Raw genomic sequence first — 20,211 nt, forward strand, 5'->3', positions numbered from 1 at the left:
CAAAACCTCAGCAGCATCGCCCGTGCCGTCGTGCTCGATGACCTGGGTGAGTACGCCGTGCTCTACAACCGCAATGGCCTCAAGGAACTCACCGAAGTTTTTGCCGCCGGCAAACACGAGGAAAGCCAGGCCGTCCGCATCACCAATCCTGCGGGCGAGACCATTTTCGAGCAGACCCCGGACGCCGTCGCAGGCTACAACTGGCCCAAACGCCCGCCCAAAAAATTGAAGCCATCCGAGACCTGGCTCATGACCATTCCACACACCGAACGCCAGCAGCAGCTGCTCGTCGGCTGTCAGATTCTCGACGATAAAAATGCCCTCTGGTTCGGCCGCACCGACGCCGAAGACCTCGCCTACGTCGATCACATCCGCCGCCATCTCTGGTTCGCCGGACTCGCCTCCACCGTCCTCATGCTCCTGCCCCTCTGGTGGTTCGTGCGTCACGTGCTGCGCCCCGTGCAGGAGATGATGCTCAGCACCCGCAAGCTCGCCCAGGGCAGCACCGAGGCCCGGCTTCAGGCACCCGGCGCCGTCCCCGAACTCCAGGCCTTCGCCACCGCCTTCAACACCGGCCTCGACCGCATCGATGCCCTCACCGCAGAGCTCCAAAGCGCCAATGACAATCTCGCCCACGAGCTGCGCACCCCGCTCGCCCGCATCCGCGGCAATCTCGAAACCTTCCACGATCACATCGACAACCCCACCGCCCGCGACGCCGCCGCTCGCGGCCTCGAAGAGCTCGACCGCGCCACCGAGCTCGTGCAGACCATTCTCACCACCCGCGCAGCCGAGCACAAAGCCCTGAAGCTCCACCTCGAAATCATCGACCTCCGTCAGCTGCTCGCCGATCTGTTCGAACTCTACAAAGCCGCCGCCGATGAACGCGGCCTCACCTTCATCTTCGAAGCCCCCGACACCCGCTGGGTGCTGCTCGACCGCCAGCGCATCAACCAGGCCGTCGCCAACCTCCTCGACAACGCCTTCGCCTACACCCCGCGCGGCGGCATCATCACCCTCGTGCTCAGCACCCAGGGCGAACTGGCGCGCATCTCCGTCCGCGACACCGGCCCCGGACTCACCGCCGCCGATCAGACCAAAATCTGGCAGCGCTACATGCGCGGTTCCGCCGCCAGCGCCAACACCCCCGGCATGGGCCTCGGCCTCAGCCTCGTGCAAGCCCTCGCCCACGCCCACAACGGCAGCACCGGCTGCCGCAACCTGGATGAATCCGGCGCCGAATTTTGGATCGACCTCCCCGCCGGCGATCCCCTCGCCTCAGCCAACGTCGTCTGATTTTAAAACAAAGCGCGATTCTCTTTCAACGCGTGGCTGCCAACCATTTGGAATGACCTCCACCCAGAAGCCTGTCGCTCCTCCACTGTTGCCAGTCAGGCCTGCAAAAAGACGGTCATTGGGGAGACTTAGGGGGAAGGGGGGCGGGGATTGGAGCGGCGGTCAGCAGGTTGGGTTCACTGGGAGTGATCCAGAAAATCTGCTCCTGGATTTCACCACCCGCCTGCGACATCACGAGTTTCATCAGCGGCGGATGCGGATGCGCCGTCGGAACTCCGCCGGGGTTGCCTTCGGACCAAATAGTGGCCCACTGCCGCGTCGTCGGATGAAACACGCGCCACTCGCACTGCGCCAAGTCTTCAAACAGCACCACGCTGCTCTCGTTTGCTTCAGAATGACACGTCAGCATCAGCCGCAACCCGCCTCCAGGCTGGCCCTGCGTAAACAACGCCACGCGGCAGTCCGGCGTCTCATCAAACGGGGAGCGCACAGGCTCCAGTTCCAGCTTCGTGAGATACTGCCCATGCTCTTCCGTGGTGCTGAGATTCAGCAGCGCCGTGGCTGGCACCTCCGCCAGCAGATGCTCGCAAAACGTGGTAAAAGCCTGCATCCGTGCGTCGCGGCGCTCCGCCCGGCGCACATCATCCGCCAGCATCAGCGTACCCTGCGCCAGGGAATAAACCGCCCCCAGCACCAGCGCCGTGATCGCCAGTACAATGATCACCTCCAGCAGGGTGAATGCTTTCGCTCGGGATGACTGGCTCAGTTTTTTCATCAGCGGAAGAGCGGCGGATACACCCAGGTTTCAGCGCTGGCCTGCTGCAGCGTCTGTCCTTCCTTCCATGCAGCGGTCACACGCACCTCAAACAATCCCGCCACCGGCTGACCATCGCGATTCTTCAATTCCAAAGGCGTGTGCGTCACGGTGTAGTTTACATCACCCTCCTGTACTTTGACTTCCTCAATCTCATCCGGCCTGCGCGTGTGTTCCACCAACAGCGACCGCATGCGTTCCTGTACCGCAGCCTCATGCCGGCGCAGCAGCGTGTGCTCGCCGATTTGGTGTACGGCTTCCACCAGCGCCACCACCGCCGTGCTGAACACCATCAGCGCCAGCAGGGTTTCCAGCAGGGTGAAGCCACGGCGTCTCAAGGGTTTTCCTCCAGTTCTTGGAACCCTGCCGTCAGAGGATCCAGTGTGGCACTGACCCAGGCTGCACCGTTTTGCCAGCGCAGGGTCAACGGTTCACATAATCCGCCGGGTCTTAGCCACAGGTGCTGGTCGGTGGTAGAAATGAATGTCTCGCTGCCTGCATGCCGCACGGTGAGCTTGGCTTTCTGGCTGAGGCTGGTGAGATCAACGGACTGAGGTTGCACGGTGGTGAGTGTGCGGGTCATGGCATGCATCAGGACGCGCTCTGCGTCATGGGCCACGCGCAGCAGTTCGTGCTCTTCGGTGAGCTTCTGCATGGCTCCGGCTCCGATGCCAATGACGAGGGACGCGATGGCGAGCACCACGATCATCTCCAGCAGCGTGAAGGCCTTCATTTTGCTACCAGTTGCCAATATCATCGTCGGTGTTCTCCAATCCGTCCGCACCGAGGGAGAACACATCATAACCTCCCGCGTTGTGCTTGCCGGGGTTGCGATACACCAGCTTGCGACCCCAGGGATCGATGATGCCGTCGGGTTTGGCCTGCTGGGTCCAGCGCTTGGGCTTGGGCTCTGCCGTGGGGCGTGACACCAGGGCATCCAGCCCCTGTTCCTGTGTGGGATAAGTAAGATTGCTGATCTTGTAGGAGGTCAGGGCGACTTCGAGGCTTTTGATCTTGGCGCCGGTGGTGACGTGTTCGGCATCGCCCTCGATGCCCTGCACCATGAAGGCCACGGTGCCGAGAATGAGCGCAATGATGAGCAAGACGACCATCATTTCGAGCAGGGTGAAGCCGTTTTTGGAAGAGGAGCGGAGGTGTTTCATGGTTGGGTTAATGTCGGAGCTGGCTGAGGGTTGAGAAGACGATGTTCACCATGGTGTAAACAAGGGTGCCGACGAGGGCGGCCATGATGAGGAGGAGGCAGGGCTGGATGAGGGCGGTGACGCGCTCGATGGTGCGGGTGAGCTGCGTGTCCATGCGCGTGGCGGCTTTGCCCAGCACCTCGGCGAGGTGGCCGGTGTCTTCGCCGATGCGGATGACGTCGATGGCTTGCGAGTCGAGAGCGTGCGTCTTTTTCATCGCATGACTCAAAGATGCACCTTCTTGCACCAATGCTTCCGCTTGCGTGAGGGAATGCTTCAGGTGCAGATTGGTGACGGCGCGGCGCACGAGTTCCAGGGCATGCAGCAAGGGCACGCCGCCGCGCAGCAGGCTGCCGAGGGTTTCAAAGAACTGCAGTTCAAAGCGCGCGCGGGTGATGTCGCGGATGCCGGGCATCTTGATCATGAAGCGGTGCCACCCGGACTGGAAGCCGGGGGTTTTGCGCAGGGCAAAGAGCAGCATCACGATGCAGCCCAGTGCAATGGCGAGCGCCCACCAGTAGTTTTTGAGAAGGTCGGAGAGGGCGAGGCTGACCTTGATCATGAAGGGGGGCTCTTTGCCGGAGCCGGTGAGCAATGAGGCAAGTTTTGGCAAAAGGTAGGTGACCATGACCAAAGCGAGCGCTCCTCCGGCACTGATGAGAAAGGCTGGGTAAATAAGCGCACCGACGACCTTGGCCTGGACGGATTCCATGAGGCGGAGGTGGCGGGCCTGACGGTCCATGATGTCATCGAGCGCGCCGCTGTTTTCACCGGCGGCGATCATGTTGCAGTAGAGTTCGTCGAAGGAGGGCGAGGCCTGACGTAATGCTGCAGAGAGTGGCACGCCGTCGCGAACGAGTGCACGGACGCGCGTCGCCAACGTGCCGAGTTTGGAGGCGCTGCGGTTCTCCATGGCCTGCAGGGCTTGCTCAACCTGGAGACCGGAGGCGAGGAGGTCGCCCATGTCTTCGGTGAAGCGAATGACATCGGTCTTGGAGAGGGTGAGGACAGAGTCGGTACTCTTTGTGTCGGATTTCGCAACTTCGGCGGTTTGGGACTGGATGGAGCGGGCCTGCAAGCCGCGCCGGGACAATTGGCGCAAAGCATCGCCGCGATCAGCGGCTTCGAGGGTGCCGGATTTGACGGAGCCGTCGGCGGACAGGGCTTGGAAGGCGAACATCATTCGAGTTCTTCGCTGGTGACGCGGGCGACCTCTTCGAGGGTGGTGATGCCGTCGAGGGCTTTTTGCAGGCCGTAGTCGCGCATGGGGACGAAGCCGTCTTTGCGGGCCTGGACTTGGAGATCGGACTCGGAGGCTTTCTGGGAAACGAGGGCCTGCATGGCGGGGGTCATGAGGGCGATCTCATAGAGGGCGACTCGACCGGAGTAGCCGGTGCCGCGGCATTGCTGGCAGCCGCCTTTGGCGGCGCGGTAGAGCTTATTGTCTTTTTTGACTTCGGGGAAGCCGAGTTTGGTGAGTTCTGCGCGCTGGTAGTTGGCGGGCTCTTTGCAGGAGGGGCAGAGGCAGCGGACGAGGCGCTGGGCGATGAAGGCGCGGACGGCGGTGCCGACGAGGAAGGGCTTGACGCCCATCTCGATGAGACGGGTGATGCCGGCGACGGCGTCGTTGGTGTGGAGGGTGGAGAAGACGAGGTGGCCGGTGAGGGAGGCGCGGACGGCGATCTCGGCGGTTTCGAGGTCGCGGATTTCGCCGACCATGACGACATTGGGGTCACCTCGCAGAATGCTGCGGAGGCCGCTGGCGAAGGTGAGGCCGATTTCGTTTTTGACGGGGATTTGGACGATGCCGGGGAGTTTGTTTTCGACGGGGTCCTCGATGGTGACGATGCGGCGGTGGACGCTGTTGAGCTGGGAGAGGAAGGTGTAGAGGGTGGTGGATTTGCCGGAGCCGGTGGGGCCGGTGACGAGGACGATGCCGTTGGGTTTGGCGAGGAGGAGCTCGATCTTGGCGCGGTGCTCTTCGCTGAGGCCGAGGCGGTCGAGGGTGAAGCGTTCCTGGCCGAGGAGGCGGAGGCTGATGGACTCGCCTTCGACGCTGGGGATGCAGGCGACGCGGACGTCGATGGACTGGCCGTCGGCTTTGAGATTGATGCGGCCGTCCTGGGGGAGGCGCTTCTCGGCGATGTCGAGTTTGCTCATCACCTTGATGCGGGCGATGACGGAGGCCTGGAGGGATTTGATGTTTTCGGGGACAGGGATCTCGTGGAGGAAGCCGTCGATGCGGTAGCGGATGCGGAGGGAGTCGGGCTGGGGCTCGACGTGGATGTCGGTGGCTTTTTGGGCGAGGGCTTCGCGGATGATCTGGTTGACGAATTTGACGACGGAGGCGTCTTCGTCTTCGTCGTCGATGACGTTGGCTTCATCGCGCAGGTGCTGGTCGTCGGAGCTGCCGCCTCCAGCGGCGATGAGGGCGTCGAAGGTTTCGGCACCGACGCCGTAGAGCTGCTGGACGGCGCTGAGGAGTTCGGTGCGGGGTGTGAGGCACCACTCGACGGGGAGTTCGGACTGACGGGCGACGGCCTGGCGGGCGAGGAGATCGCAGGGGTCGTGGCAGGCGAGCTTGAGGGTGCGTTTTTGCGGGGATGATGAATCGGCCGCGGGCTGGTGTGACGTGGTTGTCACACGACCGTGGCCGAAGCCGACGGGGAAGACCTGGTGGCGGACGGCGAAGCGTGCGGGGATGAGGCGCTTGAGCTCGGCGGCGTCGGCGGGTTCGGGGCGCGGGGTTTCGAGCCAGGGCCAGCCGAGGGAGTCGGCGAGGTGTCGGGAGAAAAGGCGTTCATCGACGGCCCCGCTCTCGATGAGGGCGAGGACGGGGGAGATGCCGCCGCCTGCGGCGGTGTTGAGGGCGGCTTGTACGTCGGAGTCCATCACCCCTGCGGCTTGGGCGCTGGATTGGAGGATGGAGATCATAGGGTCAGATCGTGGCGAGTGCAGGCACGGACATCATTCTCTGGGTTTTTTGAGCCTGCGGTTTCAAGAGTTGTGGAGAGCATCAATGGTGCATCCTTTGGAGCCAGCTGTGCAAGCGACGGATTATTCTCACAATGCGAGTTGCTCTCGAATGAAGAAAACTGACAGGACTCGCTCAGGCCGCAAACCCGGACGGAGAATCACGTATATCGGAAACGATCGGAATGTGCAATCGTGAAATTGTCTGGAACGCAAGCGGGATGCTCTGAGTCGCGGTCAGGCAGCCGAAGCGCCGCCTAGCGAGCCGCACCCCGTGGTTTCTCATATTTGAGAGGTGCTTTCGGCCTTTTTTAAGCTCCTCAGCATTTTGTCACAGTATTCATGTAACCAAATCCGCATGTTGGGGTATAAACCAGTGCTCACGCATTTCCGGGCCCCAAGTCCTGAGTAATATTGTTAGAAAACTCGATATTTTATTTCCCCTCCGCCCACGATTTGATTATACATACACACTTTAGCCATGAAAAAGCTGTACATGTCCTTAACCGCCCTATGTGTGTGCATTCTCACCACGGAGGCTGTGGAAACCGACCCGGTTGGGTTCGTGACGGTGAACTTGGCGGGCAACTCGGACTCGTATGTGTACATTCCCTTCAAGCGTTCACCTGAATTTGCTGGCGTAGCCTCCGGTCTTTCGGCCAATGGCACCTATGACGCTGGTGAGCCGTTCACAGACGGCAACAGCAATGGTGCGTGGGACAATGGAGAAACGTTCACGGACACCAACAACGTCATTACCCTCGGCGGCACGCCTGCCCTGACCATCAATCAGTTTGTCTATGTCGCGGTCACGCAGCCCAAAACCTATTACGTCTTTTTGAAAACTGGCACACGGGCAGGCATGTATTACACAGTCGTTTCCAATGCTGCCGCTTCGCTGACCGTGGACACAGCAGGTGACGATTTGAGCACGGCCATCGACTCAACCACGACTCTGGAAGTCATCCCGTATGACACCTTTGGCTCCATCTTCCCTGATGGCGCAGGAGTGCATCCAAGTTCCAGTCATTCGGCCTCATCTACCGTACGTTTATCTTCGGTGTTCATACCGGATCACGCAACGGCTGGTAAGAATTTGGCCTTCCCTGTCTCATATTACTATTACTCAGGAGTTTCTGCGCCTGGGCCAGGATGGAGGCGAGCGGGATTCTCGGGGACGATTGCCAATGACGATATTCTTCTTCCAGATACTTTTTTCGCGGTCAGGCACAATATTGCCACCGCAACTACCGTCACCTTTACAGGCACAGTTCAGATGGCACAACTGACCACACCGATAGGAACAATTGCCTCATCGACAGATCAGGACAATGCAGTCGCGTTGCCTTTTGCCACTGAAATGACTCTCGCCCAACTTAAACTGTATGAATCGGGAGCATTTGTAGGCAGCGCGACTCACTCTACAGGCGCACGTCAGGATGTAGTTTTGGTTTGGGACAACGGCGTCCCTGGGAAAAACAAAGCAGCCGACGCAACTTATTATTACTATACCGGCGCTAATTCGCCTGGCCCGGGGTGGCGGAAATCTGGAGATTCTGGAACCCTTGTTGATAATGATGTTGTCGTTGGTCCGAATAAAGGCATTGTCATTCGTAAGAAGGCTACGGCCCAAGCTGCCTCAGCGCTTTGGACTGTTCGGCCACCCTATGTTCCTGTTCCTGCCAATTGATATCGTTCCCGCCTCACTTTAATCTTCCCAAACAACGATATGACACGCCGAATCCTCTGCGCCTCCTTGCTGCTCCTCGCAATTTCCCCCGCGAGTGCCACCATTTCTTTTTTGATCGATGGTGATTTATTGAAGGATTCTACTGGTGGAGCACTCGGTCAATCGAGTTTGTTCATGCTCGTTTCGAGCACATCTGACGGCACATTTGATGCCATTACCGCCGGTTCTTTCACTGCGGTTGGCAGCCTCCTGAATACGGACGACAGAGTCCTTTTCCGGGGCGACCTGCTTGGGAATCCTAACGTGAATGGAGTGCTTCAGGTCGCAACGGGCAGCCTCACTCTCAATACCGGCTCCCTCACAAACTGGACCGTCGGAGATCCACTTGCGCTCCTATGGTTCCCTACGCTTACAGCCGGCTCAACCACGATTCCCGCAGGAACGAAATATGGTTTTTATACCAATGCAAGCGCAGTCGATGGTTCAGATCCTTGGATTACTCCGGCAGATGGCACCACCGATCACAGTCTTCTATTCTATACTCAAGACGGCAGCCAGCTTAGCCCTGGAGCGGGGGCTGCAAATTCAGCGGCTGCTGGCAATGCCTCGCTTACCGTGGCCCCCGAACCCAGCCGTTCCATGCTTGGCCTGATCGGTTTCGGTATGCTGGCTCTCCGCCGGCGCCGTCGTTAATTCCGCTGTTTGATTTCGCAAAAGCCTGCTCGGATTCGTTCGAGCAGGCTTTTTGCTTTCGCAGGTGCTGTGCCCAACCAAGGGAGGTTCGGGAGCCGAGGCTCACAGGGCCAATTCCAAGAACACCCTTTCTTCGGGCAAGAGTCCTTCGGTGTGGATTTTTTCGGCGATCTGGTAGGCTTGAGAGACTTCATTGCATGTCGTGGCGAGCAGACCGGCATAGACGGCTTTCTCACCCATGGAAAAGTCTTTTGTGTCCACCACCTTGTGAAGGACGACGGAGGCGTGTGCCAAGTCATGAAGACGGTAGGCTTTGAGAGCTTCCAGCAGATGGTCGGAAGCGCTTCCGGTGGCTGTTTCGCCATCCAGCAATGTGGTCTCGAGGCCCACGCCACGGAGGAGGCAGAGGTAGTCGTGTCTTCGGACAAACTGAAGGTCGTCGGGCCTTAGCTTGAGGAGCCTGCTGGCGAGGCGGACGAGCAAGGCGGAATCGTTCTGAATGGTGGCCATTTCCCAGCATTTCTCGAGCATCTGCAGCTCGCCAGAGGACCCGGGTTGTGCGAGCGCCTGGTAGGCCTGGAGCGCCAGATCCGTCATATGCCATGACTCGGCGAGAGTGGCGGCTCCCAAAAGGGCCAGGGCATTTCTTTCCGAAGCACCCTGCTGGATGGCTTCTTCAAGATGATCCCGGGCGGCTTTGATGTCAGAAGGATGCAGGTTTCGCACCGCCAGCGCCCGCCAGGTGGCGGCGCGTGCATTTGAGACCGGGAGCTTTTTTCCTTTTTTCAGCAGATCCATCAACTCCTGCCACTTTTGTTGTTCCTGCAGGCCTTGGGCGACCAAGGGAAACAGGGCAGGTGATTCGAGCAGGACGCTCTCCGGAACAAGTTCGCGAATTTTGGCGTATTCCTTCTCCCTGGTGAGCCAAGCAGCCACCTGTGCCAGGATGGCGGGACCGGCCGTCCGGTAGCGCTCGATTTCTGCCTGGATCGTTTCCTCACGCCGCATTGGATTCAGGCGCATGATGGCGGAAACGATCATCAGCCGGTCATCCGGCGTGATGTCGGGATGCGTTTCCGCCAGTTTCAGCAACTGTTCCGCCTCGGCCAACGTCAGTTCGGTGCGTCGGCTCAGAGCCCTCACTGCATCGAGTCCAGTCTGGCCTCCCATTGAGGCCATTTTAAAGAGAACCTTCCACGCGGCATCCCTGATCTCAGGGAAGCTGCCATCCAGGTCTTTTAACGCCTTGCGGAACGCCACCTCGGGCTCGTCCGGAAAACGCTGGAAGAGTTGAAGCTCAAGCTCTGCCGCTTCGTGGAGGGAACCTTCCTTGCGGAGAAGATCGATGTTGAGTTTCATCGCCATCAAGCTGGAACGCTGGGAGGATGAGAGGCGGTCCCAGGCGGCTCTGGCTCTCCGGGTGTCTCCGGTAAGATAGCGTGCCTGACTGATCCAGAGCACGTCGTCTGGGCGCGCGCTTCCTGCCAGTTCCAGCTTCTCAAGGGTTTCCGCCAGCAGGGCTGGTTCGGAGGAGGTTTTTTGCAGGTAATCAGCAAGAATCCGAAGGAAGTCCGGGCTGCCGCGGGCGGGCCCATGCACTTTCTGGATCGCACTCAGGGCTTCCGGCAGACTCCCAGCGTCCAAGGCCTCCCGTGCCTGGGTGACAAAGTAGCCGGGTCCGCGCAGCCTGCCGATGTCGAACTTGGTTAAGACCAGCCATGTCATTCCCAGCAACACCACGCCGATCAGAACCCACGTCAGCATGGCGAACCAAGAAAGCTTGCCGCCTTTTTTGGGAATCAAGGACTCGATGTCCGTTTCCGGGATCTCGGGTTTAGACGGGGATTGCATGACAAGACGTGAGAGTATCTGTCTGATAAGGCAAGGGGACAAGCACCTCCGCAAGAATATCATGGACGGCCCGAGAGGCTGGCTGAAGTGGATGGACTGGAGACTTGGACTTCCAGCAGCATGCCTTCATTGGCCGTTCTTAAAAAGCCTTTCACAGTGCCCGGCGGCGGAGCGGTTCCATTGGCTGCGTGGAACGCCTGCCTGCTATACTGCCGCGCATCAGCAACCTTCAAAAGTGGGCCTTCTCAAAATGAAAGAGATGATGCATTCCAGTACGGTTGGAAATGCGGCGCGTGTTTGCATGACGGGGCTCCCAGAGCCGGTTAAAAACCAGCGCTCCCAGCAATGAGCTTCGCCCGGCGCGGTGCGGGAGTCCGTAGTGGGAGCCGTGGTTTTTAACCGGCTCTGGGCGTGCTTCTCCGCCGCGTCGAGATTAAACAAGGCGGGTTGGGAGTGGGCCTTCTCCAAATGAAAGTTTATGATGCGCGGGAGTATCATTCGCGCTCAGCCCTATGGGATCTCGAGTGAGGTCCGTCGTTGATCGCCCATTTGCTGAACAAAATCCGTTCCGGGGTGTCTTTCATAGGGCCGCCAGGCTTGCTGCAACTTCTAGGAATTGACGTTGGCAGTCTGCTTCGCTACCCTCGCTGTTTTTGTTTCCCAGACTGTCTCACGTCCATGGCTTCGTGTTCCTTCTCCCCCCGGGCTGTCCGCTTTTTTATCCTCAGCTTCCTCACTCTGGCATTCACCAGTGCTGCGGTGGCGGCACCGAATGCACCGACCAACCTGAGGTGTGCCGTCACCGCCTCGAATGCCTTCACACTGATCTGGGATGATAATTCGACGGATGAAACCAGCTTTGACCTGCTGTACAATGCCAATGGAACGGGGCTTGGCACTTTCGGATTAAGCGCCAGTCCTGGTACGGGAACCATCAGCACGAGCCTTTCAGGCATCTCAGGCACTGCGACGTTTCAAATCCGCGCCAACAATGGTTCGGGTTCGTCATTGTCGAACACTGTCAACGTGACTTTTGCCGCGCTTGGCACCCCTGGCAACCTTCTCAGCAAGGCTCAAGCGGATGGAAGCATGATCTTGATGTGGACGGACAACGCCTATTCGGAAGCGGGTTATTTTGTGGAAATCGGCACTGCTGCCGCCGGTCCCTTTTCGCTGTTGGGCAGCACAAGTGCCAATTTCACGGGAATCATCAGCGCGCTTGCTCCTTCCACGACATACTATTTTCGTGTGAGGGGCTATCAGGGCACGGAAGCGAGTCCCTCGGCGTATTCGGCTTATTCATCCGTTGCATCCGTCACGACGCCAGTGCTCACGCCGCCGACGAGTCTCACGGCCACGGCGGCTTCGGAAGGCACGGTGAATCTGAGCTGGGTGGACAACTCGGAGGTCGAGGGCGGGTATGCGGTGTATTACCGGCTGAGCGGCAGCGGCAGCTACACTCTGTTCAATTATGCCGCCGCGAATGCCACGACCTACGCGGTGACGGGGCTGAGCGCGGGCACTGCGTATGATTTCAAGGTGACCGCCGCGTACCAATCCACGACGGTCATCGAATCGGCCCCAAGCAACACTGCCAGTGCGACGACGAAGGACGGATTCACCAGCGGCACAGCGCCGCCCATCTTTTACAACCAGGCGTTTTCGTATCAGGCGGTGGTCAGCACCGGATCGTCTCGCAGTTCATGGAGCATCACGGGTTTGCCGACAGGCCTGACCTTTAACAGTTCGACGGGTGCAATCACCGGCACGCCCACTGTCACGGGGGCCTTCAACTGTCCCATGTCCGCCACGTTTGCGAACGGCTGGACGGCCAGCAACACGCTGCAACTGCGTGTCATCCGAGCGCCTGCGGCACCGGTCTCCACGACGACGATCGGGACGCAGACGCTGACTGCGAGCGGGAACACTTCTGTGGCGCTGGGGGACAAGTTCGCGGACCCGGACTCCGAATCGGCGGTGCGCATCGTCACGAACCTGGGGACGATGGACTTCATCCTGTACAAATCGGCCACTCCGCAGGCCGTGACGAACTTCCTGAGTTATGTGAATGCAGCGGTGAACAACTACAACGGGGCGGTGTTCCATCGTGCGGTCCCCGGCTTCGTGGCGCAGGGCGGCGCTTTCAAAGTGCAGTCCGCACCGAACAATTTTAGTGTGACGCCGACCAGCCCCTCCCCGACCAACGAACCGGGGATCTCGAACCTGCGGGGGACCGTGGCGATGGCGAAGGTTGGCGGCAATCCGAACAGCGCCACGGACCAGTTCTTCGTGAATCTGGGCAACAACAGCAGCAATCTGGACCGTGACAGCGGCAGCCCGAATGCGAACGGAGGGTTCACCGCGTTCGCGCGCGTGGCGGGGAACGGCATGACGGTGGCCGACGCCATCGGCAACCTGCCAAACGCAACCTACTCCGTGAATCTGGGCGGAACCTCCACGAGCATGGACAACTGGCCGCTGACCTCCGCGAGCGCTGCGATGGACACGACCAAGGTGGTTTCGATCACCTCGGCGGCGGAGGTGGCGGTCCTGAGTTACGCGGTGACAGGAAATACCAGCCCCGCCGTGGCCAGTGCCACGATCAGCGGCACGAACGTGCAGATCAATGCGCTGGCAGGCGGCCAGACCAACGTGACGGTTACTGCGACGGATCTCGATGGCGGCACGGTGTCGCAAACGTTCACCGTCACCGTCAATCAAGCCCCTGTGATCACGAGTTCCCCGCCTCCGGCTGCGCTCGCGAATACGCCTTACAACTTCAGCTACACCACGACCGGATTTCCTGCGCCGACCTTCAGTGTCACTGCGGGAGCGTTGCCGACCGGCTTGATCCTGAGCACGGCAGGGGTGATCTCAGGGACACCGACGGCGGCGGGTACCTTCACGGGAACGGTGACGGCGAGCAATGGCATTGGTGCTGCGGCGACGCAGGATTTTAGCATCACGGTGAATCAAGCCCCTGCCATCACGAGTTCTCCGCCTCCGGCTGCGCTCGCGAATACGCCTTACAACTTCAGCTACACCACGACCGGATTTCCTGCGCCGACCTTCAGTGTCACTGCGGGAGCGTTGCCGACCGGCTTGAGCTTGAGCGCGGCTGGTGTGATCTTAGGGACACCCACGGCAGCCGGCACCTTCACGGGCACGGTGACCGCGAGCAATGGCATTGGCACGGCGGCCACGCAGGATTTCAGCATCACGGTGAATCAAGCGCCTGCATTCACCAATGGGCCGCCGACTGGCACCGGCGTGTTTGGCACGGCCTACACCCCTTTTGCCTACACGGCCAGCGGCACACCTGCACCGACCTTCACGGTGACCTCGGGGGCCTTGCCCACAGGTTTGATCCTGAGCGGGGCAGGGGTGATCTCAGGGACGCCGACGGCGGCGGGAACCTTCACGGGAACGGTGACGGCGAGCAATGGCATTGGCACGGCGGCGACGCAGAATTTTAGCATCGTTATAGACAAAGCGACAGCCGGCCTTGTTTTGAACGGGCTGCTGCAAACGTATGACGGCACCCCGAAGACCGTTTCGGCCACCACCACGCCGTCCGGACTCACGGTGAGCATCACCTATAACGGATCCTCCACAGCGCCCACCAGTCATGGCAGCTATGTCATTGCCGCCAGCATCAACGACGCCAACTACAGCGGCACGGCAAGCGGCACGCTGACCATCAGGGGGCAGTCCGCCGCAAGCTGGCGCACGCAGCACTTCACCCCCACACAGACCACCGCAGGGTGGGCCGCCGATGATGTCGATCCCGATGGCGATGGCTTGAAGAATCTGGCCGAGTACGCGCTCGGCACCAATCCGTGGGTGCGCAATGCCGCTCCCGCTCCGATCGCGGATGCCAATGGTCTGACCTTGACCTTCACGCGCCCCAAAGATTTGCCCGACGTCAGCTATTCAGCGCAATCGACGGACAGCCTTGGATTGTGGAGCCCTATTGCTCTGGAACTTGTGAACGATGGTCCGGTGCAAACCTGGCGTGCCCGCGATTCGCTGGCGACTGGCAACCCGAACCGGCGCTTCATGCGGCTGGTGTTTACGGCTGGCGGAAGTTAGTTCTACTTTGGCAATTTAGCGGGATTGGGGAGCTGGCGGTACGTTGTGAGTGCGGCGGAGCGCCTTGCAGACGCTGCTGGTGGGCGTGGGGTGTGGCGAAGGCGCTGGGTTTGCTTGCCCAACCGGGTTGTATCCTGTACCAGGGTAGCCTCGCTGAGGCTCGGCAACCCTTCGCTATGGTGCGCAGTCCCGTTGGGACTGGGGTCAAGCGGAGTGGGATGACGAAAGACGACGACAACCGGTCCATGGATTCGGTGCCCCTCGATGACTTACCCAAGTCGAATTCAATGGGCTGGTGCAGGCAGCGGGAGCTGAGGTGCACTTCCTGCCCGGCTAGGCAGCCGACCGCAATCCCATCGAGAAGATGTGGAGCAAGAGCAAATCCCTGCTGCGCGGTGCCGATGGCTGAATACCCGAAAATTTGACCAAGCCATCAGTCTGACCTTCTCAAAAATCACCGACAAAGACGAAGGATGGAGATCATGGCTTGATGCCGCGAGTTTGGCGAAAGAAGACACCGCCTATCACTTTTTCGGCTTTTGAAACCAGCCCTTCATTTTACCGAAGAGGCCCTGTTTGGGTTCTGCGGCAGCATTCGGCGGCGGCGGGAGGAGATCGTTGGGCTTGTCTGCACGAGCGGGCAAGGCGCGTGGGACGATATCTTCGGGCATGCTGGCGAACTGTTCGGTTTGAGTATAAGTGCTCATGTGGTCGCCAATTTTTGCCTGTTCCAGCATGTGGTCGGCCGAGTCGGAGAGAATCCGAGGCTGCACAAAGATCATCATCTCACGCCGCTCTTTTTTGATGTTGGTGTTGCCGAAGAGGTGCTTGAGAACGGGGATGCGAACAAGAAATGGGAGACCGCCTTTGTTGTTGGTGTCACGCTCGGTGATGAGGCCTCCGAGCATAGCGGTGGCTTGATCGGGAACGATGAGGCTGTTGTGCATGCCCTGTTCGGAAATGTTGGGGACCTGGTTGCCGCTGATGGTGGTGTAGCCGGAGACATCGTTGTTCTGCTGCTTGAATTCGAGCATGACCTCGTTGTCGTTGAAGATGTGCGCCGTGATGTCGAGCTGAAGACGCACGGGAATGTACTGGGTGGTGGAGGTGAACCCGCCGCCAACCACGCCGCTGGTGTAGCTCTGCCCGGCGATGGCGATCTGCTGGCCGATGTAGATGCTGGCGGACTGGTGGTTCAGAGCGGTGATGGTGGGCTGCTGCAGGACATGGAAGCGTTGTGTGCTTTCGAGGGTCTGCAGGAAGATGTTGAGGTTTTTGTTGATCTGGCCGTAGGCGGTGAGCCCGCCGAGCGCCGCAGGGCCGCCAGCACCGAGAAAGCCGGCGACGTCCTTCAAATTAGCAGGGTTGGCAAAGGCGGTGCCCTGCGTGTTGAGCACGCCGCCAACCAAGCCGTTGTCCCCGACTTTTTTGAGGGACTGAATCCAGTCGAGACCGAAGTTGAAGTTATCGCCGAGCGTGAACTCGCCGATGATGGCGGAGAGCAGGATCTGGCGTGGACGAACGTCCATTTCATCCGCGAGCTCCTCCAGCGCCTTGATTTGATCTGGCGGACCGGTGGCGATGAATTTGGAACTGGCGGAATCGGCGATGACGAAGGTGCTGCCGATCAATATGCTGATGGTTTTTTTGGTGACATCCAATGGCGAGATGTTGCCCGCGCCAAAGGAGTTGCTGGCAGACATCCCGCCGCTGCCCATCCCTGAACTGCCGCCCAATCCTGAGCTGCCACCGAATGCAGAGCTGCCACCGAATCCAGAGCTGGAACCGGAACTGCCAAAGCTGTTGTTGACTGGATTTGTCGGGGTGGAGGATGAGTTCTGCTGGGGGAGGCCGCTGGAGCCGATGTTTTGCGAAGTCCGCTGCAACGCTTTTTCGGCGAGGCTGAGGAAAACGGTGAGGTCGAGGTATTTGAGCCGACGTGAATAATAACGGGAGGAGGGCGATTGCGCGTCCAAGTCCGTGATGAAGCTGTCGATGCGCCGCATGTCGACGGGGCGAGCGACGATGATGAGGCTGTTGGTTCGCTCAATGGCTTCGATGACCGGCTGAAATGCCTCCGGAGTGACGCCTGCTCCGCCGCCCATGGAGGCGGATACTGGAGCGTTTGGAGTGTTTGGAACGGATCCTGGTGCGCCCGGGGGTCTGGCGGCGCCGCTGGATTTCGGTGCGGCAGAACGATTGCCGTCGCCACCGCCCAAGCCTAGCAGGCTGTTGAGCTGCTCCACCACTTTTGCCGCTTCCGCACGCTCAAGCCGGACTGTTTTATGGATGGTTTCCATGGGTGGTGCATCCACCTGCCGGGCCAGTTCCAGATAAGCGCGGATGGTCTGCGAGGCCTCGGTGATGATCAACGACTGGCCGTTGGCCACGGCCAGGATTTTTCCATATGGATGCAGGGGGATGAGCTGCTGAAAGGCGGTGGAGGCCTCCTCCGCCTGGAGGTAGTTGAGCTGAATGACATGGGTGACGACCTGGTCGTTGGTCGGCAGATCTTCTGAGCGCAGCACAAGCGGCACGCCCTGGGTGGAGGGACTGGTGCCCTGTTCGGCAGCGATGAGTTTGAACAGGTTGTCCCCGCTGGGAACGAGCACATAGCCGTGCATGAGCAGCCCTTTTTCGATGATGGTGCGGTATTCTTCGTCGCTGAACTCACCCGGGACTTCAATGGTGACAGTGGCGTTTTCCAGACCACGGTCCTTGAGAACGCGGCGTCCAGTCACCCGGAAATACTCTCCAATCACCTCAGAGAGCGGGGTGGCGGTGAAGCCGATGATGTTTTTGCCGGAGGACGGAGGTGGTGTGGTGGGAGGCGGAGCGGGAACGGCGGCGGGCGGGGGCAGCGGAGCGGGAAATGGAGCTGATGTGCGCCCAGGTGCCGGCACGGTGATTTGCGGAGGCGTGGATGAGGGAGGATTTACAGGCGCACCCAAGCGCGGGCGGTTGCGCGTCGGGGGGATGGGGGCGTTTTGCGCCGCCAGGAATCCAGGAACCATGCCTGTCAAGGCAGTGCAAAGCAGAACCAATTTGCAGAAAAATTTCATGGGGGAGGCGGAGGCAGATGATTACTGCGAGATGACTGGGGAATTGAGAGACGGGCTAATCAGCCTGCGGCGTACTGGAACAGGGGGAGAGCCTTGCATAACAGCAGATTGTGACACAAGCGGTGAGGAGGGGGGCGGATTTACCGCATTGAGGGTGCCTGGAAGTGTGCCTGGAGGCGGAACGAAGCCTGGCCGGCCTAGATTTACGGGAGTATTCGCCTGCGCGGTGGCCGGTGCGTTGGCTGGAGCGGCACCCGGAGCAGAGCCCCTGCCTGGCTGAGAGGGATTTTGTGGTGTCGGAAATTTCAACTGGGTGCCGGGCTGCTGATGGGACGGCTGCATTGAAGGAGCCTTGGTCGTCTCGGCGGCGGCCATCTGTTTGACGTAGCTGTCGTTGTAACGGATGGCGGCTGTTTCCGTGCCGAGCGTGACTTGGGCCACCAGGTCCTTGCGACTGGCACCCAATTTGACACTGCTGAGCTTCATGCCGTTGGAAGCTGGCTGGCCCTGCCTGAGGCTGGTGCGTTCGTTCGTTTTCGTATTGACGATGATGATCGTGGGATCGGCAGAGTCGCCAAAGTAGGTGCCGATGGTGAGATCTGCTGCGAAGGAGGCTTGCTCCGCGACGGGAGCCACTGTTTTCAAGGTGAACGGATTCTTGTTCCAGCCAGCCTCGTAGCGTTGCACGTCATGAGGGACGGGCGGCTGGAAGATCAGTGCTTCCTGCTGCGCGTATGCCCGGAAGGCCATCAGCAGCAGAAGGATCATCAGGCCTCCAGGTTTCATGAGCCAGCACCCTCCGGGGATGGTTCCTGCGCCACGGCGGGTGCATGAAGCTGGCTGATGTGCAGGATGGCAACGACGTCTGCCGGATTGGCGGCATCCGGCGTGATCTTCACCTGGGGGACCACCCTGAAAGATGCGGGAGCAAGCAGGCCGTGCATCCAGCGGAAAACGGAAGGCAGCGGACCTCTGATGGTAAGCGTGACTCCCACCTCACGGTAAAAGGCTGCGGTCACCGGCTCATGCAGCTGTTTCTTCTGCACTGTCAGTCCGTTTGTGGCGGCAGTGGCCAGCAGCGTTTCGAGCAGTTGCTCACTGGCCTGGTTTTCACTGGTCATCGCCGGCTGCGTCTCCTGCAGCCAGTTCAGGCGCTGCCTCCACATTTCGACTTCGGTGAGCATCGACTGCATTTCCATCTGCCGCAGTTCGAGGGCTTGTTCACGCCGTTCAATCGCATGCTGCTTGCGCAGGAGACGCTGTGACAGGAGAGCACCACCGCACAGTGCGGCGAGCACGCCAAGAATCATGAGCAGCCTGAGTTCACTGGCCTTCATTCACAAGTCCTCCATTGAATCTTCCTTCGGCGCGAAATTCCGCGCGATTGTCTTCACGAATGGTCGGGAAAGGGATATTCCAGGTATAGCGCTGGAGTGGTATGCACGCGGCCAGCTGGCTTTTGAAGGCGATCGCCTGATTTACCGTCGTGGCCTCACCACTGACGATGAGCCTGTCGCCGTCGATCTGAAATTCCTTCAGCCGGATGCCTTCCGGAGGGAGCAGCGAGACGATCTGATGAAACAGCTCCACCGGATACAAATCCGGATTGATCGCGGCCTCCATCTCCTGCCAGCGGTTCTGCGCCTCGCGCACGAGATCGATTTCCGGCTGAGCGTTGCTCATGACGACATCCGCATGATCCAACTGCGATGTGCGCCATTGCAAGCGCAGCCACCAGGCACCGAAAAAGCAGAGATAAACCAGTGCTGCGGCGGCCAGGATGAGCATCTGGCTCTGGCGGCGCTTTTGCTGCTGCCGCCGCACGGCCACCTGTACCGGAAGCAGGCCGCTGGACTCCGCAGGAGGGCGCGGGTCAGGACGCTTCTCCTTGAGGATGGAGGCAGCTTCAAACAGGCAGGCGAGCTGCGGGGCGAAATCGGTTTCACAGTGCGTCCACACGTGGATGGTGTCCACCTGAGCAAAGTTGATGAAGCCGTGTGTTTGCAACGTGGCGCACATGTCACGAATTTCAAAGGCCGCGTCCACATCCAGACTGCGAGCCGTCAGCACTCCAAGATGCAGCAGTTTAGCTTCATGGGTGAAGGCCACGACATGGCGGCCCAGCTCCTTCCACAGGGCTATGCCATTGTCAGGCAGCGGGAGCATGCGGACGCTGGGCTCAAACCGGCCATGAACGCACTGTTCCCAGTCGGAAAATTCCTCGGCCAGCGCCAGAGTGCCCACCAGAGCCTGCCTGCCCTTTTGCAGCACCGGCCAGTTGAGCCACAGGCGCGAACCGCTTTCGTTTTTCATCCCCAGACCTTCCCAGCGAAGATCCACCGTTTCATTGAGTGCCTCCTGAGTCAGAGACCAGAAGGGTGCGCTGTCAAAGGCGAGTGCCTCGATCCCCATCAGACCGTCGTGGGCAGCATGCTCTACGGGCATCCAAACACCATCGGCGCCGCACTGCCATGCTTCACGAGATTCCTCTCCCGGAAAGCTGAGTGACTGCTGCGATGGACGTTGAAAAGTCATAAA

The 20,211-nt window shown here is 59.9% G+C and carries 15 protein-coding genes; 4 read left to right on the plus strand and 11 right to left on the minus strand.

The genetic code is table 11. The features are described from left to right. The coding region (locus AC24GY_RS21595; RefSeq protein ID WP_487687093.1) for a sensor histidine kinase at positions 1 to 1,296 on the plus strand (1,296 nt) is incomplete at its 5' end. A 115-nt stretch (positions 1,297 to 1,411) separates the two neighbouring features. Here the strand turns inward: AC24GY_RS21595 and AC24GY_RS21600 are convergent. Genes AC24GY_RS21600 through AC24GY_RS21625 form a run of 6 tightly spaced genes read right to left on the minus strand, consistent with a single transcriptional unit; the run spans position 1,412 to position 6,246 of the window. Further along, positions 1,412 to 2,071: a type II secretion system protein gene (locus AC24GY_RS21600; protein WP_487687095.1), complete on the minus strand. Its 660-nt coding sequence runs from the start codon at positions 2,069 to 2,071 to the stop codon at positions 1,412 to 1,414. Continuing rightward, positions 2,071 to 2,448, minus strand: a complete 378-nt coding sequence (locus AC24GY_RS21605; protein WP_422319237.1) for a type II secretion system protein — start codon at positions 2,446 to 2,448, stop codon at positions 2,071 to 2,073. Before AC24GY_RS21605 ends, AC24GY_RS21600 begins: the two co-directional genes overlap by 1 nt. Beyond that, entirely contained in the window at positions 2,445 to 2,843 is a 399-nt protein-coding gene (locus tag AC24GY_RS21610) for a pilus assembly FimT family protein (protein WP_487687097.1), read from the minus strand. Before AC24GY_RS21610 ends, AC24GY_RS21605 begins: the two co-directional genes overlap by 4 nt. A gap of 4 nt (positions 2,844 to 2,847) precedes the next feature. Then, positions 2,848 to 3,273 (minus strand): type II secretion system major pseudopilin GspG, encoded by a 426-nt coding sequence (gene gspG, locus AC24GY_RS21615; RefSeq protein ID WP_487687100.1) that lies wholly within the window; start codon positions 3,271 to 3,273, stop codon positions 2,848 to 2,850. A 7-nt stretch (positions 3,274 to 3,280) separates the two neighbouring features. Then, entirely contained in the window at positions 3,281 to 4,495 is a 1,215-nt protein-coding gene (locus AC24GY_RS21620; RefSeq protein WP_487687103.1) for a type II secretion system F family protein, read from the minus strand. Further along, complete coding sequence (locus AC24GY_RS21625) at positions 4,492 to 6,246, minus strand: GspE/PulE family protein (RefSeq protein ID WP_422319245.1); 1,755 nt, start codon at positions 6,244 to 6,246, stop codon at positions 4,492 to 4,494. Before AC24GY_RS21625 ends, AC24GY_RS21620 begins: the two co-directional genes overlap by 4 nt. 520 nt (positions 6,247 to 6,766) lie before the next feature. Here AC24GY_RS21625 and AC24GY_RS21630 point away from each other — a divergent pair. Next, positions 6,767 to 7,975 (plus strand): TIGR02597 family protein, encoded by a 1,209-nt coding sequence (locus AC24GY_RS21630; RefSeq protein WP_487687105.1) that lies wholly within the window; start codon positions 6,767 to 6,769, stop codon positions 7,973 to 7,975. A gap of 39 nt (positions 7,976 to 8,014) precedes the next feature. Then, positions 8,015 to 8,668 (plus strand): hypothetical protein, encoded by a 654-nt coding sequence (locus tag AC24GY_RS21635; RefSeq protein ID WP_487687108.1) that lies wholly within the window; start codon positions 8,015 to 8,017, stop codon positions 8,666 to 8,668. Between the two features lie 102 nt (positions 8,669 to 8,770). Here the strand turns inward: AC24GY_RS21635 and AC24GY_RS21640 are convergent, their stop codons facing one another. Further along, the gene (locus AC24GY_RS21640; protein WP_487687110.1) at positions 8,771 to 10,519 is read right to left on the minus strand and encodes a hypothetical protein; all 1,749 of its coding nucleotides are present in this window, start codon (positions 10,517 to 10,519) and stop codon (positions 8,771 to 8,773) included. A 678-nt stretch (positions 10,520 to 11,197) separates the two neighbouring features. On the opposite strand from AC24GY_RS21640, the gene AC24GY_RS21645 reads away from it, so the two are divergent. Further along, positions 11,198 to 14,611, plus strand: a complete 3,414-nt coding sequence (locus AC24GY_RS21645; RefSeq protein ID WP_487687113.1) for a putative Ig domain-containing protein — start codon at positions 11,198 to 11,200, stop codon at positions 14,609 to 14,611. 524 nt (positions 14,612 to 15,135) lie between these two features. On the opposite strand, the gene AC24GY_RS21650 is transcribed toward AC24GY_RS21645, so the two are convergent. The 4 genes from AC24GY_RS21650 to AC24GY_RS21665 all read right to left on the minus strand — a co-directional run bounded on the left by AC24GY_RS21650 (position 15,136) and on the right by AC24GY_RS21665 (position 20,208). Continuing rightward, positions 15,136 to 17,625 carry a secretin N-terminal domain-containing protein gene (locus AC24GY_RS21650; RefSeq protein WP_487687115.1) on the minus strand — a complete coding sequence of 830 codons (2,490 nt, stop codon included), beginning with the start codon at positions 17,623 to 17,625 and terminating at the stop codon, positions 15,136 to 15,138. Positions 17,626 to 17,694: 69 nt separating this feature from the next. Further along, the gene (locus AC24GY_RS21655; protein WP_487687117.1) at positions 17,695 to 18,459 is read right to left on the minus strand and encodes a hypothetical protein; all 765 of its coding nucleotides are present in this window, start codon (positions 18,457 to 18,459) and stop codon (positions 17,695 to 17,697) included. Beyond that, positions 18,456 to 19,010 carry a GspMb/PilO family protein gene (locus AC24GY_RS21660; protein ID WP_487687120.1) on the minus strand — a complete coding sequence of 185 codons (555 nt, stop codon included), beginning with the start codon at positions 19,008 to 19,010 and terminating at the stop codon, positions 18,456 to 18,458. The genes AC24GY_RS21655 and AC24GY_RS21660 overlap by 4 nt, the downstream gene beginning before the upstream one ends. Further along, positions 18,997 to 20,208, minus strand: a complete 1,212-nt coding sequence (locus tag AC24GY_RS21665; RefSeq protein WP_487687122.1) for a hypothetical protein — start codon at positions 20,206 to 20,208, stop codon at positions 18,997 to 18,999. The genes AC24GY_RS21660 and AC24GY_RS21665 overlap by 14 nt, the downstream gene beginning before the upstream one ends. Between the last annotated feature and the right edge of the window lie 3 nt (positions 20,209 to 20,211).

It is taken from the genome of Prosthecobacter sp. Pr1, from assembly GCF_057652315.1.

Coding starts and splice junctions, on each gene's coding strand:
- AC24GY_RS21600 (WP_487687095.1), bottom strand. CDS start 2,071: ATGAAAAAACTGAGCCAGTCATCCCGAGCGAAAGCATTCACCCTGCTG.
- AC24GY_RS21610 (WP_487687097.1), bottom strand. CDS start 2,843: ATGAAGGCCTTCACGCTGCTGGAGATGATCGTGGTGCTCGCCATCGCG.
- gspG (WP_487687100.1), bottom strand. CDS start 3,273: ATGAAACACCTCCGCTCCTCTTCCAAAAACGGCTTCACCCTGCTCGAA.
- AC24GY_RS21620 (WP_487687103.1), bottom strand. CDS start 4,495: ATGATGTTCGCCTTCCAAGCCCTGTCCGCCGACGGCTCCGTCAAATCC.
- AC24GY_RS21625 (WP_422319245.1), bottom strand. CDS start 6,246: ATGATCTCCATCCTCCAATCCAGCGCCCAAGCCGCAGGGGTGATGGAC.
- AC24GY_RS21630 (WP_487687105.1), top strand. CDS start 6,767: ATGAAAAAGCTGTACATGTCCTTAACCGCCCTATGTGTGTGCATTCTC.
- AC24GY_RS21635 (WP_487687108.1), top strand. CDS start 8,015: ATGACACGCCGAATCCTCTGCGCCTCCTTGCTGCTCCTCGCAATTTCC.
- AC24GY_RS21640 (WP_487687110.1), bottom strand. CDS start 10,519: ATGCAATCCCCGTCTAAACCCGAGATCCCGGAAACGGACATCGAGTCC.
- AC24GY_RS21645 (WP_487687113.1), top strand. CDS start 11,198: ATGGCTTCGTGTTCCTTCTCCCCCCGGGCTGTCCGCTTTTTTATCCTC.
- AC24GY_RS21650 (WP_487687115.1), bottom strand. CDS start 17,625: ATGGTTCCTGGATTCCTGGCGGCGCAAAACGCCCCCATCCCCCCGACG.
- AC24GY_RS21655 (WP_487687117.1), bottom strand. CDS start 18,459: ATGAAACCTGGAGGCCTGATGATCCTTCTGCTGCTGATGGCCTTCCGG.
- AC24GY_RS21660 (WP_487687120.1), bottom strand. CDS start 19,010: ATGAAGGCCAGTGAACTCAGGCTGCTCATGATTCTTGGCGTGCTCGCC.
- AC24GY_RS21665 (WP_487687122.1), bottom strand. CDS start 20,208: ATGACTTTTCAACGTCCATCGCAGCAGTCACTCAGCTTTCCGGGAGAG.